Origin of the sequence: Streptomyces sp. NPDC048644 (assembly GCF_043199105.1) — a bacterium.
Classification (GTDB): Bacteria; Actinomycetota; Actinomycetes; order Streptomycetales; family Streptomycetaceae; genus Streptomyces.
In genome coordinates, this window is the sequence record NZ_JBICVO010000007.1 from 1 (window position 1) to 16,432 (window position 16,432).

Sequence of the window (16,432 nt, forward strand, 5' to 3'; positions counted from 1 at the left end):
CCCAACCGTTCGGATTCCATGTACACCATGATCGAAGGTGAGTGGGACGAGGTCATGAGCGTCATCAAACGCGCCACGGAAGCGGTCGCGCTCAAAGCACCCCGCGTCCAGGTGAGCATCAAGGTCGACGTGTGGCCGAATATGCCCGACCCGCTCAACAACAAAATCGCTCTCCTTGAGCAGCGCATCTCGGGCACCGGCGGCGACGAATCCCAGCCGGGAAGCAGGGGTTGAGCACGCAGCGGACGGTGCCCTTGAAGGGCTGAGCCGTCCACCGACGGCGTCACCTGACCAGGCCCGCAGACCTGCGCTTCTCCGTTCTGCGGGGAAACCTTCAGTGCTCCTGGATTCCGAGTTGGTTCGCGGCAGCAGCAACGGTCTGGGCGAGCAGGACGGCGATGGTCATCGGTCCGACGCCGCCGGGCACCGGCGTGATCAGACGGGCGCGGGTGAGGGCGGTGTCGAAGTCCACGTCGCCGACGTTGCCCGGGTTGTATCCGGCGTCGATCACCACCGCGCCGGGCTTGATGTCTTCGCCCCGGATCAGCCGGGGCCGTCCCACGGCCGCTACCACGACGTCCGCTTCCCGGACGATCGCTGACAGGTCCGCCGTGCGCGAGTGGCAGTACGTCACCGTTGCGTCCTTCGCGAGCAGGAGCATCCCCATCGGTTTGCCGAGAATCGCGCTGCGTCCCACCACGACGGCGTGCTTGCCAGGGAGTTCGACGTCGTACGCGTCCAGCAGCCGCATGAGCCCGCCGGGAGTGCAGGACACGAAGCCCGGCAGCGCGAAGCTCATCGCGGCGAAGGAATGCATCGTGACCCCGTCGACATCCTTCTCGGGGGCAATGGCCTCGAACGTCGCCCGCTCGTCGATGTGCGGGCCGCAAGGATGCTGGAGCAGGATGCCGTGGACTTCCGGATCGTCGGACAGGGCGGCGAGGGTGTCGATCAGTTCGGCGGTCGTGGTGGTGGCCGGCAGGCCGATGTGCCGGGACTGGATGCCTGCCTTGGTGCAGCGGGCCCGTTTCATGCGGACGTACGTGGCCGAGGCGGGGTCCTCTCCCACCAGCACCGTTGCCAGACAGGGACTGGTTCCCGTGCGCCGTGAGATCTCCGCCGCTTTGGCTGCGGCCTCTTCGACGATGCGTTTGGCGAGGCCGGCGCCGTCCATGAGCTGGGCCGTCCGATTCGGGAACATCGCTGCCTCCAGGCGCTGCTGACCACTCGCCCAGGCGCACGGCATCGACTTCTCGTCAGACCGCTCCCCGGTGGTGCTCCACCTCAGCGCCAGTCACGGCCCACGCCGCACGGTAGTAGACGCCGCATCCTCACCAGGCACCGACGGGATCGGGGGGCTCTGGGGGGCCAGTTCGGCCAGGACTTGCGAGGTGGAACGCGTCCAGGACTGCTGCGGACGTCATCATCGGGCCAACAGCTCCAACACGCGGCCGGCTTGCCGTTCCACCGTGCCGGGAGGGTTTCGGGGACGGTCCGTTGCCTCGCCTGCCAGCAGGAACAGCCAGACCAGGGCCAGCAGTCGGCGACTCTCCCGCAGACGTGCGGTCTCCACTGGGGAAAGCTCGAATTGCTCCAGGAAGGCTGAGACGTCCAGCGGATGCTCCACCCAACTGCCCACGTGCTCGGTGATTTCCGCCAGTTCGAATGCCCGGTCGCTGCGGCCCGAGTCCTCGAAGTCGACGACCTGGATGCGGGAGCCGTCCCATAGATAGTTCGCGAGGTTGCCGTCACCGGGGCCGAAGACCGGCGGAACCTCCCGCCGAGTGTCGGCGCCCAGCCCCGACCGGGCCAGCCAGTCCAACCCGGTGTCCATGGCCTGCCTCACCGGGCCGCCCGCTCGGGGGCGAATCGTCACGGCCCACTCGTCGAGGTGGCTGACGAGTTCGTCTTGGTGCCCGGGTCTGAGCGGGATCCGGCAGACGACGTCGGCCGGCACGGCCTCATGCAGAGTGGTCACTGCCTTGGCCAAGGCTTCGATCTTCTTGCCCTCAACAGCGGTGCCACGCAAGGGAGTACCGGCAAGTCGAGACATCACCACAACCGGCTCAAGAGCTGCGAGGTCGGCCGCCCGGGGCTCCGGGGCCAGTCCCGGAGCGTACGTGGCCAGCAAAGTCAGAGCCCGCCACTCGCGCTGGGCGCAACCACCGTCCTTCCTCGGGAACCTCTTGATCACATGGTCAGCGGTCATCTCGACTGCGTGGGTGCCCCATCGGCTGGAACTCATGGGCAGAGATCCTGCCAGGCTCGCCATCAGCGCCCTTGCGGACGTGCACCGAAAGCCGCGATCCGCGGGTGCTGCGCGGTCGCCGGGATTCCCCGCGCTCATTGGCGTTCTACGTGAACGCCGTAACGGGGCCGCCCTCGGAGCGTTCGGTTTGTAGCCCTTGGTGCGAGGGCTGGCCGTTCAGAGGTCGACAGCATCCGAGTGTTGAGCGGTCAGGCGGCCGGTACGGGCGCGGAGTCGGCGATCACCTTCTCCTCGCGTAGCGCGTCCAGAACGCGGCTGGGACGGTCTCGCGGAGGGCGGCTGCGTCTCCCGCGATGCGGCTGGGCTTCGTGGCGCCGGGGATCGCGGCAACCGTGGCCGGATGGGCGAGGGAGAACTGCAGGGCGGCGGCCTTGATGCCGACCCCGTGCCGCTCGGCGATCGCCTTGATCCGCTCCACCTTGTCGATGACGGCCGCTGGCGCCTTCTGGTACTCGAAGTGTGTTCCTCCGGCGGGGATTCCCGAGCTGTAGGGGCCGCCGATCACGATGTCCACGTCCTGGGCGGAGGCGGTCGGCAGCAGGCGCTGCAGGGCGCGGTCGTGGTCGAGGAGCGTGTAGCGGCCGGTGAGGAGGAAGGCGTCGGGCTTCGGCTCGTCCAGGTCGAGGGTGAGCTCCAGGGGCTCCACGCGGTTGGCTCCCAGGCACCGGGCCTTGATGACGCCCTCCTCGCGCAGCTCCTGCAGGACACGGAAAGGCGCCCGTGCGGGCCGTCTCGTAGGCGGCGGCCAGCCAGTCGTCTCCGTAGAAGTCCTGCGCGACGTCGTGCACCCACACGATGTCGAGGCGGTCGGTCTTGAGGCGCTTGAGGCTGTCCTCGATGAAGCGCAGGGTGGATGTGCAACCCGCAATCCGCTGGCCGGCTGTACGTCTCCCAGTCGCCTCTCAGTCGTCGGATTGCCCGGCTTGAGAGGAACCTGGACCACGCCCGACGGCTCGGCAGCGGTGCGGCAACGCCCCAGCTCACGAGGCAAGCGTTGCGGTCACGAGCCAGGTTCTGCCGTCTGGATCTTCGCTTCTCGCACGACGTCAAAACACTGGCTGTCTGGGCGCGTTCGGTGTCACGTGCCAAGGTGAGCGCTATGACGGCAGCGGAGACAACGAACGTAGCGGTGGACAAGGTCGAAGCGTTGGCAGCCGATGCTTTGCGCTGGCTGCTCGGGAGCGCGCGGGAGGTCGGTGACAAGGGCCTGGCCTGGGCCGCCATGCCTTCCGATGACGAGCCCGACCCCTCGCTCTACAGTGGCACGGCCGGTATCGTCCCCGTCCTGCTGGAAGCGTGGCGGCACTTCGGAGACGACCGGTACGGCGACGCCGCCCTGCGCGCCGCCCGCAGCCTGTCCGCCGTCGTCGACGGCTGGGAGGACAACTCCCTCTACTGCGGCCTGGCAGGCATGGCGCTCGCGTTAAGGGCGGTCCACGATGAACTCGGCGCCCCGGATGCCGCTGCCGCCGCGGACCGGGCTCTGGATCTGGTGCGCGCACGTTTCGACGGGACGCGCTGGGGCGACTGGTTCGAGCTGATCGGCGGCAACGCCGGCATCGGCCTCGGCGCGCTGGCAGCGGGCGACACCGACCTGGCCGTCCTCGCGCTGGAGCCCTACCTGCGCACGGCCGAGCAGACCCCGGCAGGGTTGTGGTGAACACGGCTGCGGGGCGATGTGGTGGTGTCGGTGGACTTCCGGCTCGGTGTGTTCGGTTTGTTCGGGGTGCCGGGGATGCGTGGGTCGGGCACTTTCACGTTGCAGGATCAGCAGGCGGCGTTGCGGTGGGTGCGTGAGAATGCCGGGGCGTTCGGGGGTGATGCCGGGAACGTGACGTTGTTCGGGCAGTCCGGTGGTGCGGTGGGGGCCTGTGCGCATCTGGTGTCGCCGGGGTCGGCGGGGCTGTTCGACAAGGTGGTGTTGCAGAGCGGGTCGTGTGCCGTTTCGTGGCCCAGGGGTGGGTTGAAGCCGGGTGGCGCGGCCGGTTCGCACTTCCGTCCGCTCGGCTGCGCTGCGGGCGGGGCGGTTCCACCGCGTTCCGGTGGTTGTCGGGCAGACGCGGGACGAGTTGCGTTTCCTCGCGCCGCTGATGCGGGTGCAGGGACTGCATTTGACGGCAAGTCAGTATCGCAGGCGGCTGGAGTCGGGGTTCGGTGTGCGTGGGGCCCGGCGGGTGGCGGCGTTGTATCCCCCGGCGGCTGAGGGGGATTCGTGGGAGCAGTTGTATGCGGCCTACAGCGACCGGATGTTCGTGTGTCCGGGTATGGCGGTGGGTGATGCGCTCTCCCGGCGGTCGCCTGTCTACGGTTACGAGTTCGCCGACGCGGAGGCCCCTCCGTATGCGCCGGTGCCCGCCGGCTCCCGTGTCGGGGCGTCGCACGCGGCGGAGCTGCTCTACCTGTTCGACATCAAGGGCAAGCCGGTCGATCTTGAGGGGCATGCGTTGTCCTACACCCGTGGGCAGCGTCGGCTGGGCGCCCGAATGATCGACTACTGGACGCACTTCGCCTGGACCGGGCGTCCCGGTTCGGCCGGCGTTCGCTATTGGCCCCGCGCTGTGCCGGGGCGGGCCGGCTCCCCTCAGCTGGCGTTCGCACCGGGCGCGGGTGGAATCAGGCCGGTCGACGGTGCGCGGGAACATCACTGCGCCTTCTGGCGGACCGTGAAGGATGCGTGAACTGCCCGGTGGTGGAGGGTAGTTGGGGGGTCGGTGCTCGGTTGTCGGCCTGGCTTGTTGGCCGTTGCGCGCCCTGGGGGTGGGGGTCAGCGTGCGTCGTGGACGAGCAGGGCCAGTTGCGTCCGGTTGCCGACGCCGAGTTTGGCCAGTGTGCGGGAGAGGTGGAGTTTGACGCCTGCGGTGCTCAGGTGCAGTTCGGCGGCGATCTGGGCGTTGGTGCTGCCCTGTGCCACGCATCCGGCGACGGCGCGTTCCCGCTCGGTGAGCCGGTCGAGCAGGGCCCGCGCGCGCCGGCGTGCGTCGTGCCCTTCAGGGGTGGTGACCTGCCGGATGAGCCCGCGCAGTGCGTTCGGGGACAGGACGGGATCGCCCGCGGCGGCCTGGCGGATCGCCGTGACGATGTCCGGCGGCGGTGTGTGCTTGGCGATGAATCCGCAGGCTCCCGCGCGCAGCGCCGCCAGGACGTTCTCGTCCGTGTCGAACGCGGTCAGGACGGGAACCGCCGGCGCGGCGGGCCCGGCGGCGAGCGTCGCGGCGGCGCGCAGCCCGTCCGTGCCCGGCATGTTGAGGTCCAACAGGACGACGTCCGGGGCGTATTCGGCAGCCAGCGCCTTCGCCTCGGCGCCGTCCGTGGCCTCGCCGACGATCTCGATGTCCGGCAGGCCGCCAAGCATGGTCGTCAGGGCCAGGCGTACGAGGGCGTCGTCGTCGACGACGGCCACGCCGATGCGTGCGGTCACGGCTGCCAGGGCAGCCAGGCCGACAGGCGGAAGGTGCCGTCGGGGTGCCGGCCGTGCTCCAGGCTGCCGCCCGCCAGCGCCGCTCTCTCGCGCAGCCCGGCCGGTCCGAAGCCGTCGCCTGGGATCGTGTGCGGCCGGTGTGCGGCAGCGGTAAGTCGGTTGTGCACACCGATCCGGATGCCGTGTGCGGTGCGGTCGATCCGAACGGTGACGAGGTGCCCGGGGGCGTGCTCGCGTGCGTTGGTCAGTGCTTCCTGGAGCACGCAGTACACGTCGCGCCGCACGGAGTCGGGGACGCCGTCCCAGGAGGCGGGGAACGCGTCGAGTGCCACCGGACTGCCGGCCCGGCGGGCTTCGTCGGCAAGTTCCAGGAAATTCCGGGGAGTTGACGGAGGGTCGGCAGGAGGCTGTGCGCCACGGAGGACGCCGACCACGTCCTTGAGGTCCAGCAGCGCGTCGTGCGCGCCCGCTCGCACGATCTCGGCGGAGCGGGCGATCTGCGCGGCCGGTGCGTCCGGCCGGGACGCCAGCGCTCCGGCGTGCAGGCTCAGCACCGACAGGCGGTGCGCCAGTGCGTCGTGCATCTCCCGCGCGATGCGCAGGCGTTCCGCGCGGCGGGCTTCCTCGGCCCGGTGACGCTGTTCGGCCTCCGCGCGCAGGGCCCGCTCCCGCAACACGGCCACCAACTCCCGCCGGGCACGCGCGAACAGACCTACCAGCAGCCCCACGCCGCTCAGCAGTACCACGGACCCATATGCCAGCAGGCCGCCCTGACCGTGCTGACGGACCGCGAGGTCGCACACCGTCACAGCCGCCAGGAGCACCGCCACGGCCACCGCCGGCCCCGTACGGCAACGCTGTGCCACCCCGAAGGCCGCCGCCCCGGCCGGAAATCCCGCCGTCCGCGCCAGCGCCGAGGCCAACGCCAGGCCCACCGCCACCGGAACCGGCCGGCGGCGTCGATCAGCAGCCACCCTCCGGACGGGCGGACGGGCGGACGGGCGGACGAGAAGTACTCCCCGGCCAGCGTCCCGGCGGCCGGCCCCGAGGAGACCAGTACGAGGCCGAGATCCACGCTGCGGTCCCGTACCGATGCCCGGCCGCATCCCGCGCGCAGCGCCGCCGGCAGCAATGCCGATCGCTCGACGGCTGCTTCGCTCGACGGGCTTGTCACCTGGTCATGTCAGGCGTTGGGGCGAGGGTGGGCCGAGCCAGTGGTCGAGTGCGGCGCCGACGTCGGGGCAGTTGTTGCGGATGGTGTCGAGGAAGGCGTTCAGCACCGGGGAACGGTCCCGGGCAGCGAAGGACAGGACCAGGTCGGGCAGGGGCGTGCGCGGGGTCACCTCGCAGAACCAGGTGCCCCGTCGTGGGGCCGACAGCATGCGGGAGGGCCCCAGTCCCACGCCCACACCGCAGGCGGCGAGGCCGATGATCGTGTGGATGTCCCTCGCGACGGTCGCTCCGGAGAGGGCCGGCGAATCCTTGCCCAGCAGGGTGTGCAGGCCGGTGATGACGGTGGGCTCGTCCTCGCCTGGCGCCACGATCAGTGGCTGGTGCCGCAACTGGTCCGCGCTCACCGTCGGTTGGCCCGCGTAGGGGTGCGTGCTGTTCACGACGGCGACCAGGTGGTCGTGTCCGATCGGGACGGACACCAGTCGCTCGGCGCCGGCGCCCCGTGGCCGGCCGAGGGTGATCGCCACGTCCAGTTCGCCGGCGACCAGGGCGGCTGTGCTGCGGCTGGTCGCCATCTCGTGCAATTCCAGCCGTACGTCGGGCCGTTCGCGTCCGAACCGGCCGAGGACGTCCGGCAGGGGTTCGAGCAGCGCCGATGCGATGAACCCCAGGCGCAGTCGGCCGGTTTCGCCGCGTGCGGCCCTGGCCGCGTCGACCGAGGCCGCCGTGATCTCGTCGAGCGCTCTGCGTGCCCGGGAGAGGAAGGCCGCACCCGCCGCCGTCGGGAACACCCCCTGGCGGGTGCGGCTGAACAGCCTGGCGCCCACCTCGCGTTCGAGGTCGGCGATCTGTTTGGACAGCGGAGGCTGTGCGATGCCCAGAGCGCCGGCCGCCCGGCCGAAGTGTGCGTGCTCGGCGAGGGCCAGGGCGTACCGCAGGTGCCGCGCCTCCATGTCAGCCTCCCGGCAATATCTCCTGGGTATCATGGGGCAGCTTGCCAGATCTTTTACTGGATGGCCGGGGCCGGGTCGCGTGGAATGCCGTCATGACAGACCTCTCCCCCAGCCACACCGTCTTCGTCTTCGTGCACGGTGCCTGGCACAGCTCCGGACAGTGGGCGGCGACGCAGCGCGCGCTCGCCGGACTCGGTGCCGCCGGCGTGGCCGTCGACCTCCCCGGGCACGGCTTCGACGCACTGCTGCCCAGCGGATACCTCCTGCCAGGACAGCCGGGCCTGCTGACCGAGAAGTCCCCGCTCGCCACCGTGACGATGGACGACTGCGCCGAGAGCGTGCTGGACACACTCCGACAGGTCCGCCCTCACCGCCGTGTCGTGCTCGTCGCGCACAGCGCGGGCGGCGGCCCCGCGTCGCTGGCCGCCGAGCGGGCGCCCGAACTCGTCGACGCCCTCGTCTACCTGTCGGCTTTCGTCCCCGCCGGACGGCCGCGGTTCTCCGACTACATCAGCTCGCCCGAGAACGCCACGGCACGGGGACAGCGTCTCCACCTCGGCGACCCCGAGGAGCTTGGCGCCATACGGATCAACCCGCTCTCACGGGATCCCGCCTACGTCGAGGATCTGCGGCAGACCCACTACCACGACACCCCACCGGACCGCTTCGACCGCTGGCGCTCGGCGCTGAGCACCGATCTGCCGCTGGCGATCCCGACCACGCCGGTCACGGTGACCTCCGCGCGGTGGGGACGGATCCCTCGGACTTTCCTGCGCTGCGCGGACGACCGGGCGCTGCCGCCGGCCGTGCAGGATCTGATGATCGCGGAGGCCGACCGGGCCGTGCCGGGCAACCCGTTCACCGTGCGTACCCTCCCGGGCAGCCACACCCCGTTCGCCGCCCGGCCCCGCGAGCTCGCCGCTGCTCTGCTGCCCTGAGCATCGAGCCGTTCAGCCCTTCGGGGGCGCGGTGGCGCTCTTGTCCTTCCTGGTGCGTGTGGTGTCGGCAAGCCCGCGGAGTTCGGCGGCGACGCCGTCCCATGCGGGCTCGGGAAGCTCGTGGCCGACTCGGGGCAGGAGGACCAGGCGCGCGTCGGGGATCCGGGAGGCAATCGCCTTCGCCGCCGCGGGCTTGATGAGGGGGTCGTCCGCCCCGTGGAGCACCAGGGTGGGCCGGGTGATGGCGCTGATCGGCCGGCCGTGCCACTGCGCGCCGATCTGGCGGCCCTGCGCCTGCTGGTCCCGTACGCCGTTGTCGACGTTGCGTTCGGCGGCTTCCCGGGCCGCGCGCTCGTCGAAGAGGCGGTTCGGCGATGCGAGGAGACGGGAGACGGCGACGCCGGCCGCGATGGCGCCATCGGGGGTGTCGGGGAACTTCATGCGGGCGAACTTCGCCAGGGTTGTCATCCGTATGTACCGCATGGCCTGAAGGCCCGCGACATCTCCGGGAACGGCGGCCATGGACGTGAGCGTCCGGACGCGTTCCGGGTGCCGTAGCGTCACGCGCTGGGCGACGGCGCCACCGAGTGAGACGCCCAGCAGATGCGCCGACTGCCACCCCAGAGCATCCATGACGGCGACGGCGTCATCGGCCATGTCCTCGGCCGTGTACGCCTCTCCGCGCTTTTTGAACAGTGCGGAGAGGGGGTTGCGGGTGGCGGTGGGTGGCAGGTGGGTCGATTCCCCGCCATCGCGCTGGTCGTAGCGGGCGACTGCGAAACCCTGCGCGGCCAGCGTCCGGCACAGGCCGTCAGGGAACCACAGGCGGTTGGCGCCCAGCCCCATGGCCATCAGAAGCGGCTCACCGTCGGCCCCTTCGGTCAGCAGGTCGAAGGCGAGCCGGACCGCGCCGTTCCGGGCCCAGCGGACCGGGCTCCACAGGCATGCCGATGACGAGGACATAAGAACCTCCCTAAACTGCGATCATCGTTCGCAGTTTAGGATAAGAGACGCACCACGGGAACGGATGAGGAAGGTGGAAACTTGCCCCAGGAACCTGTGTCCGTCTGGGCGCGGCCCGGACGCGGCACCCGCGGCCCCACGGCCGTGCACAGCCGCGCGGAGCTGACCGCCGTCGCCGTCGAACTGGCCGACCGGGACGGCCTGTCGGCGGTATCCATGCGCCAGGTGGCCAAGGCGCTGGGCACCGGCCAGGCGTCGCTCTACCGCTACCTCTCCAGCCGCGATGACCTGCTCGACCTGATGACGGACGCGGCGACGGGAGAGGTCGGCCTTGACGTCCCCCTGCGCGGTGATCCCGTCGAGGACCTGGTCGCCCTCGCGACCCGGGCCAAGACGGTCCATCTGCGGCACCCCTGGCTGTCCGACGTCCCGCCGGAACCTCTGCGGCTCGGCCCCCAGGGTCTGGACTACCTGGAGTACGCGCTGCGGGCGATGGCACCCGCCCCGCTGGCAGGGCGGACCAAGCTGGAAGTCGTCGCGCTGATGAGCGCCCTTGTCGCCCAGTTCGCCAGGACCGAACTCCAGGGAAACCGCGGGCATGCGAGCCGCCAGGCGGCGCAGGCCGCCTACCTGAGCGAAGCAGCCGCCCAAGGCGATCATCCGTACGTCGCGTCCGCCATGGCCGATCAGACCGAAGCGGACCCCGCACAAGCCCCGCAAGCCCTCTTCGAACGGGCGCTGCGGCAGGTACTCACGGGGCTCCTTTCGTCCGGAACCGCCCGCGGAAAATAGGCGGGCCGCCCTCCCGGCGGTGCGGAGGCGGCTCAGGCGCCGCGCTGCACCGGGCCGATGAGGGTGCCGGTGGCCACCTTCAGCTTGCCGTCGGCGACGGACGTGCCGGGGATCTCGCCGCCCGGAGCCTGGAGCGTGAAGGACACCTCGTCCGCGGCGGTGCCGCCGTGGGCGCCGGCGGGGACCTGGATGTCGAAGTGCACCGGGTGGCCGGGGCCGAAGGTGACCGCGGTCTGCTGGGTGCCGTAGTGGCCGGCGGTGACGCCGTTGTCCTTGCCCTGGTGCGAGAAGCGCACGTCGGTGGGCGAACCTGCCAGCGTGCACGACTCGTACCCGCGCGGCGCGGTCAGGGTGACGCGGTAGTGATGGTGCTTCGCGCTGTCGGGCGCCACGGTGATCTTCCCGGTGTGGTTGGCCGGACGGCATGCGGAGGGGGCGTCGCTGTCGGCCGTCGCCGGCGAAGCCTGCGCGACTCCCGCACCCGCGGCGGCCACCGTCGCGGTGGCGGCGAGGGCGACGGCGATCTTCCGGTTGGTACGCATCTTGCACACTCCTTGCCTTGCTCGATGGCCCTGCCGGATGTTCCCGTTCTCCGCCGGAGCCATGGTCAACACCACTCCTTCCCCTGCCCGTTGGGGGAAATGTCGGAGGAACGTCACAGTCGTGCCGCAGGACGCGCGAGCCACATGTACCGGTGCCGTTCGTCCGCGCCCAGGCTTGCGCGGTGGCCTCCCCTGCCGGTCCGGGCGGCAGTCCGTTCCGGCCAGGCCGTTTGCTGCGGGCAGGTAGTTGGAATGTTCTGGCGCATGGCGAAGGGCGGAGGGCGAAGGGCGAAGCAGGCGAGCCTCCGGGGCGGCAAAGGGGCCGGCCGGTTCCGGGAATCCGGGAATGCCCGAAGTCGCCGTGGTATCCACCTTCCCTTGAGCAGGGAAAAGTACTTTGGATTGTGTGCCGCAGCGCCGTCTCCGTTTTCTGCGAAGTGAAGGGTGTTTCCATGGTCGTGTCTCCGCGCCGGGTCGGTCTCGAACTCGAATTCCCGGTGGTCGAGACCGCCACCGAGAAGGGACTTGACCGGGGCGGGGCGCAGCGGCTGTGGCGCTCGCTGGCCGCGCACGACACGTCCTGGTCCCTGGTCGAGGAGACGGTCGTGGGGGGTGTCACCGGTGTGCGCCGGCGGACGGCGGGCTTCGATGAGCTTCTGAACACGGACACCGGGGTCTGCACGGTCGAGATCTCGCTGGCTCCTCAGGAGACGGTGGGTCAGGCGGTCGAAGCCGCGGGCGATGTCCTGCGGATGCTTCAAGGTCTGCTGGACGTCATGGGGTACACGATCCTGTGCGCGGGGGTGCAGCCCCGCACCTGGGTCGATCCTGCCCGCAAGACCCGGAAGGACTGGTACTTGCTCCTGACCCGGCGGTGGCATTTCCACCACTGGTTCGTCCCCATCGCCTCCCATCAGGCGGCGGTTGACGTGACGCCCGACGAGGCGGTCCGCGCCGTCAACGTACTGAGTGGGTTCGCGGGGGTTTTCACGGCGCTGACAGCCTGTTCGCCCATCGCCCGTGGGGCCGTTCAGCCGTGGAAGGAAATGCGGAACTGGGTGTGGTACGAGCGGTCCATGAGGGTGCCGGCGCCGGAAGCCGCGTATACGTCGAACGGAATTCCAGAGGAACCCTTCTCCGATATGAGTGCCTATATCGAGCACTTCTGGGATTCGCGCATCTACTTCTTGACCAACCGCAAGAGCGGTGGCTGCGAAGTCCTCGGCGGGAAGTCCTTCAAGGATTTCCTTCTCTCCCGTGATTCCGTGCCGGCTCGGCAGATCGACGGAACCCTGGTGCAGGTCGCGCCCGACCGGGAAATGCTCGACCGCATCCATCAATACGGGTGGCCCGCCGCGAAGCTGCACTACGCCTTCGATTCCCGCACCGATCTCGATGGGGTGCGCGCCGCCCTCACGCAAGGAACGATCGGAGATTACGTCGAGGAACACGCCGTCAACTGCTATGTGGAGAACCGGACGTGCGGGGTGGCTCCGCAGGGGGAAGAAGGTGTGGCCGCGGCACTGACCTTGGGCATCGTGGAGCGGCTCGATGACGCCGAGGCGCTGTTGAAGGAGTTGCCGTGGCAGGAGTGGCGCAGGTGGTGGCTACGGGCCAGCACCCACGGTCTGAGCGCCGAAGGCGAGCGGTCCATCGCCGTGATGCGCAGAGTGCTCGAACTCGCGGCATCCGGACTGCGCGCACGCGGACGGGGTGAGGAGGCTTTCCTGGCGCCCCTCTTCACCCGGCTGGAACGGCGCGAGACGCCGGCCGACCGCATGATCGCCGCCTTCCGCGCAGGAGGGGTGCCGGGGCTGCTGTCGGACTTCGGGCGCTCGTTGTAAGACGTCCGCTCCGGGGCGGTGTGTGGGGGGAGTTGGCCGCCGGTGCGTGGCCGCCGCTTTCCGGTGCGTCATGTGCGGCCGGGTTGCCTGCGCCGGGTGACGCGGCCGGGGCCAAAAAGCGCTCACGTGCCGGTGTGGGCAAGCGGCGGGCATGTGCCGGGCAGCCATGACGGGGAGGTGGTCGGGGGCGCCGGCGCGCGGTCAGTGGGGGCCGGGCGGTGGTTACGGGGCACGGCCGCACGGCTCCGAGCAGGGCGGATTCCCCTTCGGTGGTGTGTGTGACGGGAGGTACCCCGTGTTTGCGGGATGCCGGATGTCACCTACGTGTTCACGTGATGGTCGAGGGTTCTGCTGCGCTTACGGTGACTGCAGATCGGCCAGTGACCATCGTGGCTCTGGCTGTCAACGAGGTCAGGGGGAACTCGGTGAGCGACGTGCGATTTACTTGTCGAAGGCCCGGCCATCACGGTCGGCTGCCCTGCGGCCGATGGTGACTGCCGCTTTTCATGAGCCAGGGCCCCGGTAGCCAAGGGGCGGACACAGTAGCCCCGTTGTCGTCCCGGTGAGCACCGGCTGACGCGCGGACCTGCCGCTCGTCACGTCTCCGGGGCTCCGTGGCGGAGCACGCGCGCTGCCACGTACCGGCTGTGCCCTCCACGCCGCGCCGTCCGTGCGGTCCCGCATCGGTACCGCACGGTGTGCGTGGCGTCCCCGCCGCGCCTTCGCCGTCCCTCCCCCTCTCACTTCACCTGCGCTTCGCCCTCTCCTGCATGCACGCACCCGGGCAGCAAGTCAGGCCCGCCGTGCCGGCCGACGCCGTTCGCTCCGCAGCTACGGAAAGAGACGATGACCTTCCCGGACACCGCAGATCACGCGACCCCATCCGCTACGGCGAACCCCGCCGATATCTCTCCAGCCCACAGTCGCAGCGCGCCCGCCACGGCGGTCGCCGACCCCGTCGCCCTGGTGCGGCGCCATCTCATCCAGGAGCCGCCCACCGGCCTCCCGGTACCGGTCATCGAGCGTCAGCACGGCGCCCGGATCGAGGCCAGGGACGGCACGGTCTGGCTCGACGCCGCCGGCGGCGGGTTCGGCAGCGGCCATCCCGCCGTGCGGGCCGCGCTCGCCGAACAGGCCCGCAGGACCGCCCTGTCCAGCCGCATTCTCATCAGCAGGCCGCTGGCCGGCGCGGTCACCGACCTGGCCGCCTTCTGCCCGGGGCCGCTGGCCGTCAGTTACCTGTGCAACAGCGGCAACGAGGCGCTCGACTCGTCGCTGAAGCTGGCCAAGGGAACCCATCCCGGCCGGCCCACCGTCCTCGGTATCCGGGGCGAGTCCTACGGGACGCTCAGCCACGGTCAGTCCCTGCGGTCGGGGCGTCCCGTCCTGCCCGGCGCGCCGCTGCGGCCCGAGACCGTCCCGGCCGACGCGCCGGAGAGCCTGCTGGAGCGGGTGGACGCCTCGGTGGCGGCCGTGGTCATCGCTCCCGCCGCACCAGGCCGCCCGCTGGAGCGGCTGCCGCGCTCCTGGTGGGTGGAGCTGCGCGAGCGCTGCCACCGCACCGGTGCGCTGCTGGTACTCGACGAGCGGCTCACCGGTCCCGCCCGCCTGGGCAGTGACCTGGGCACCGGCGCCCTCGGCATCTTCCCCGACGTGCTGCTGTTGGGCGAGACGCTCGGCGCGGACGCGGTGCCGGTCGGCGCCGCCGTCATGACTGCCGCGGCCTACCAGCGGGTCTACGGCGGGCGCAATCCCAGCCTGCACGGCTCCACGTTCGGCGCGAACCCGCTGTCCGCCGCCGCCGTATCGGCCGTGCTCGGCGCCGTCGCTTCCGACCAACTGGCTGTCAGACAGCGGGAGTTCGCCGTCGAGGCCGCCCGACTGCGGGACGGTCTGGCGGATTTGGGGGACACCGTGCGCGAACTGCACGCCGACGGCTCGCTGCTGTGGGTGCGCGCCCGGGACGCGGCGACCGCCACTGCCCTGGCCGGCGCGCTCGCCCGGCGCGAGGTCCTCACCAGGCCCCCGTCCGGCGACCTGCTCACCCTGCTGCCGCCGCTCACCGCGGAGCGGACGGACACCGACCAGATCCTGGCGCGCCTGGCCGACGCACTCAAGGACGTTGCCGCGCACCGGCCCGAGGAGGCCACCGCATGACCGCCACCACCGCCGCGACATGGGACCGGCAGCGGGTGCTCACCGCGCTCGGCCGCCACTGGAACCCCACCGCCGCACTGATGCTGGCCGCGACGTCCCGTCAGGTCGAGTCGCACGCCCGCGGCAGCGAGGTGTTCGCCGAGGACGGCTCCGCCTACCTGGACTTCGCCGGAAGTTACGGCGTCTTCCTCGTCGGCCACCAGAACGACGCTGTGCGCACCGCCGTCCTGGAGGCGCTGGAGCAGGCGCCTGCCGTCCCGCCTGGCGCCGTGCACCCGGCGACCGCGGATCTGTTCGCGCAGCTCGCCGAGGTGCTCCCGGAGGAGCTCGACCGGTTCACCCTCGGCTGCTCCGGCGCCGAGGTCTCCGAGGCCGCGCTGCGCGCCGTGTTCCTGGCCCGGCCCGACCGCCGCAAGGTGGTCATCGTCGACGGCGGCTACCACGGCAAGACGCTGGGCGCGCTGACCGTGCTCGGCCAGGAGGAGCACCGCCGCGACTTTCTGCCCCGCGACCCGAATCTGGTCGTCGTCCCGCCAGGTGACGCGGACGCGGTGCGCCGCGCGCTGGCCGCCAGGGACGTCGCCGCCGTCTTCGTCGAACCCGTACTGGGCGGCGCGTACCTGCGCGTCCCGCCGGCCGACTTCCTGCCGGACGTCGCCCGCGCCTGCCGGGAGAGCGGGACGCTGCTCGTGGCGGACGAGATCCAGACCGGCTTCGGGCGCACCGGCAGGCTGTTCGCCATCGAGCACTCCGGCGTGGTGCCCGACATCATCCTGCTGTCGAAGGCGCTCACCGGGGGCTTCCTGCCGGTCGCGGTGGCCGCCATGACCGGCGATGTCCTCGACGCGGCCCGCCGCTCGGCCGACTGGCACCCCGGCGTGCTGGAGGGCACCACCCCGTCCGGGGCGGCCATGGCAGCGGCGGCGGCCACCGTCCGCGAGGTCCGCAGGCGCGACCTTCCCGCGCGGGCCGAGCAGGTCGGCAAGGCGCTGCGGGAGGGGCTGCGGGAGGCGGTGCGCCGGCACCCGCGGCACCTCGTCGACGCTCCCGGCATCGGCCTGATGACCGGGCTGCGGACCCGCAACCCGTCGGTGGAGAACCTCATCTCGATGCAGATGGCCGCGCGCGGCATCCACCTCGGGCACTCCCTGAACGAGCAGATGGATCAGCCGGTGCTGCGGTTCTACCCGCCGCTGACGGTGGAACCTGCCGACATCCAGCGGGTCCTGACGGCGCTCGACGAGTCCCTTGCGTGGCTCGACCGGCGGCCGGCCTGGCTCATGGAGCGGATCACCTGGCTGCTGCGCCGCCAGTACCGGCTGCCGCCTGCGCTCGTCCTCAAGCTCATGCACTCGAATCTCAAGGTGAACTGGTAATCCGTAG

At 70.9% G+C, this 16,432-nt stretch carries 15 protein-coding genes, 2 pseudogenes and 1 riboswitch; of the genes and pseudogenes, 9 read left to right on the plus strand and 8 right to left on the minus strand.

From position 1 onward, the window contains the following. The coding region (locus ACGFNI_RS17475; protein ID WP_393684670.1) for an MTH1187 family thiamine-binding protein at positions 1-234 on the plus strand (234 nt) is incomplete at its 5' end. Between the two features lie 100 nt (positions 235-334). Here the strand turns inward: ACGFNI_RS17475 and ACGFNI_RS17480 are convergent. The 3 genes and pseudogenes from ACGFNI_RS17480 to ACGFNI_RS17490 form a co-directional block, all read right to left on the minus strand. Further along, entirely contained in the window at positions 335-1,201 is an 867-nt protein-coding gene (locus ACGFNI_RS17480; protein WP_393684672.1) for a bifunctional 5,10-methylenetetrahydrofolate dehydrogenase/5,10-methenyltetrahydrofolate cyclohydrolase, read from the minus strand. A gap of 21 nt (positions 1,202-1,222) precedes the next feature. Then, a riboswitch (ZMP/ZTP riboswitch) is annotated at positions 1,223-1,308 on the minus strand. A 115-nt stretch (positions 1,309-1,423) separates the two neighbouring features. Continuing rightward, positions 1,424-2,245, minus strand: a complete 822-nt coding sequence (locus tag ACGFNI_RS17485; protein WP_393684673.1) for a phosphotransferase family protein — start codon at positions 2,243-2,245, stop codon at positions 1,424-1,426. Positions 2,246-2,457: 212 nt separating this feature from the next. Continuing rightward, positions 2,458-3,123, minus strand: a pseudogene (locus tag ACGFNI_RS17490) (aldo/keto reductase); the annotation flags it as partial. A gap of 245 nt (positions 3,124-3,368) precedes the next feature. Between ACGFNI_RS17490 and ACGFNI_RS17495 the strand changes: the two are divergent. From ACGFNI_RS17495 to ACGFNI_RS17505, 3 genes and pseudogenes are all read left to right on the plus strand, one after another. Continuing rightward, complete coding sequence (locus ACGFNI_RS17495) at positions 3,369-3,929, plus strand: lanthionine synthetase LanC family protein (protein WP_393684675.1); 561 nt, start codon at positions 3,369-3,371, stop codon at positions 3,927-3,929. 30 nt (positions 3,930-3,959) lie between these two features. Beyond that, a pseudogene (locus ACGFNI_RS17500) lies at positions 3,960-4,208 on the plus strand (carboxylesterase family protein); the annotation flags it as partial. Positions 4,209-4,311: 103 nt separating this feature from the next. Then, positions 4,312-4,947, plus strand: coding sequence for a carboxylesterase family protein (locus ACGFNI_RS17505; RefSeq protein ID WP_393684677.1), 636 nt, complete (start codon positions 4,312-4,314; stop codon positions 4,945-4,947). Between the two features lie 86 nt (positions 4,948-5,033). Here the strand turns inward: ACGFNI_RS17505 and ACGFNI_RS17510 are convergent, their stop codons facing one another. The 3 genes from ACGFNI_RS17510 to ACGFNI_RS17520 all read right to left on the minus strand — a co-directional run bounded on the left by ACGFNI_RS17510 (position 5,034) and on the right by ACGFNI_RS17520 (position 7,813). After that, on the minus strand, positions 5,034-5,696 hold the full coding sequence (locus ACGFNI_RS17510; protein ID WP_393685219.1) for a response regulator: 663 nt from the start codon (positions 5,694-5,696) through the stop codon (positions 5,034-5,036). Then, positions 5,684-6,661, minus strand: a complete 978-nt coding sequence (locus ACGFNI_RS17515) for a sensor histidine kinase (protein WP_393684679.1) — start codon at positions 6,659-6,661, stop codon at positions 5,684-5,686. Before ACGFNI_RS17515 ends, ACGFNI_RS17510 begins: the two co-directional genes overlap by 13 nt. A gap of 204 nt (positions 6,662-6,865) precedes the next feature. Continuing rightward, on the minus strand, positions 6,866-7,813 hold the full coding sequence (locus ACGFNI_RS17520) for a LysR family transcriptional regulator (RefSeq protein WP_393684681.1): 948 nt from the start codon (positions 7,811-7,813) through the stop codon (positions 6,866-6,868). A 92-nt stretch (positions 7,814-7,905) separates the two neighbouring features. On the opposite strand from ACGFNI_RS17520, the gene ACGFNI_RS17525 reads away from it, so the two are divergent. Further along, entirely contained in the window at positions 7,906-8,751 is an 846-nt protein-coding gene (locus ACGFNI_RS17525) for an alpha/beta fold hydrolase (protein ID WP_393684683.1), read from the plus strand. A gap of 12 nt (positions 8,752-8,763) precedes the next feature. Here ACGFNI_RS17525 and ACGFNI_RS17530 read toward each other — a convergent pair whose 3' ends face one another. Beyond that, positions 8,764-9,714, minus strand: a complete 951-nt coding sequence (locus tag ACGFNI_RS17530; RefSeq protein WP_393684685.1) for an alpha/beta fold hydrolase — start codon at positions 9,712-9,714, stop codon at positions 8,764-8,766. Between the two features lie 81 nt (positions 9,715-9,795). Between ACGFNI_RS17530 and ACGFNI_RS17535 the strand changes: the two genes are divergently transcribed. Further along, a complete protein-coding gene (locus ACGFNI_RS17535) occupies positions 9,796-10,506 on the plus strand; it encodes a TetR/AcrR family transcriptional regulator (RefSeq protein WP_393684687.1) in 711 nt (236 codons plus the stop codon). A 32-nt stretch (positions 10,507-10,538) separates the two neighbouring features. Here the strand turns inward: ACGFNI_RS17535 and ACGFNI_RS17540 are convergent, their stop codons facing one another. Continuing rightward, on the minus strand, positions 10,539-11,048 hold the full coding sequence (locus tag ACGFNI_RS17540; RefSeq protein ID WP_393684689.1) for a DUF4232 domain-containing protein: 510 nt from the start codon (positions 11,046-11,048) through the stop codon (positions 10,539-10,541). Between the two features lie 404 nt (positions 11,049-11,452). Here ACGFNI_RS17540 and ACGFNI_RS17545 point away from each other — a divergent pair, with 404 nt between their 5' ends. The 3 genes from ACGFNI_RS17545 to ACGFNI_RS17555 all read left to right on the plus strand — a co-directional run bounded on the left by ACGFNI_RS17545 (position 11,453) and on the right by ACGFNI_RS17555 (position 16,425). Further along, entirely contained in the window at positions 11,453-12,892 is a 1,440-nt protein-coding gene (locus ACGFNI_RS17545; protein WP_393684690.1) for a glutamate-cysteine ligase family protein, read from the plus strand. 846 nt (positions 12,893-13,738) lie between these two features. Further along, positions 13,739-15,049, plus strand: a complete 1,311-nt coding sequence (locus ACGFNI_RS17550) for an aminotransferase class III-fold pyridoxal phosphate-dependent enzyme (RefSeq protein WP_393684692.1) — start codon at positions 13,739-13,741, stop codon at positions 15,047-15,049. Continuing rightward, a complete protein-coding gene (locus tag ACGFNI_RS17555; protein WP_393684694.1) occupies positions 15,046-16,425 on the plus strand; it encodes an aspartate aminotransferase family protein in 1,380 nt (459 codons plus the stop codon). Before ACGFNI_RS17550 ends, ACGFNI_RS17555 begins: the two co-directional genes overlap by 4 nt. Positions 16,426-16,432: the final 7 nt, after the last annotated feature.

Excerpts from the sequence above, each read along its gene's own strand:
- ACGFNI_RS17480 (WP_393684672.1), bottom strand. The coding sequence starts at position 1,201 with ATGTTCCCGAATCGGACGGCCCAGCTCATGGACGGCGCCGGCCTCGCC.
- ACGFNI_RS17485 (WP_393684673.1), bottom strand. The coding sequence starts at position 2,245 with ATGAGTTCCAGCCGATGGGGCACCCACGCAGTCGAGATGACCGCTGAC.
- ACGFNI_RS17495 (WP_393684675.1), top strand. The coding sequence starts at position 3,369 with ATGACGGCAGCGGAGACAACGAACGTAGCGGTGGACAAGGTCGAAGCG.
- ACGFNI_RS17520 (WP_393684681.1), bottom strand. The coding sequence starts at position 7,813 with ATGGAGGCGCGGCACCTGCGGTACGCCCTGGCCCTCGCCGAGCACGCA.
- ACGFNI_RS17525 (WP_393684683.1), top strand. The coding sequence starts at position 7,906 with ATGACAGACCTCTCCCCCAGCCACACCGTCTTCGTCTTCGTGCACGGT.
- ACGFNI_RS17530 (WP_393684685.1), bottom strand. The coding sequence starts at position 9,714 with ATGTCCTCGTCATCGGCATGCCTGTGGAGCCCGGTCCGCTGGGCCCGG.
- ACGFNI_RS17540 (WP_393684689.1), bottom strand. The coding sequence starts at position 11,048 with ATGCGTACCAACCGGAAGATCGCCGTCGCCCTCGCCGCCACCGCGACG.
- ACGFNI_RS17550 (WP_393684692.1), top strand. The coding sequence starts at position 13,739 with ATGACCTTCCCGGACACCGCAGATCACGCGACCCCATCCGCTACGGCG.
- ACGFNI_RS17555 (WP_393684694.1), top strand. The coding sequence starts at position 15,046 with ATGACCGCCACCACCGCCGCGACATGGGACCGGCAGCGGGTGCTCACC.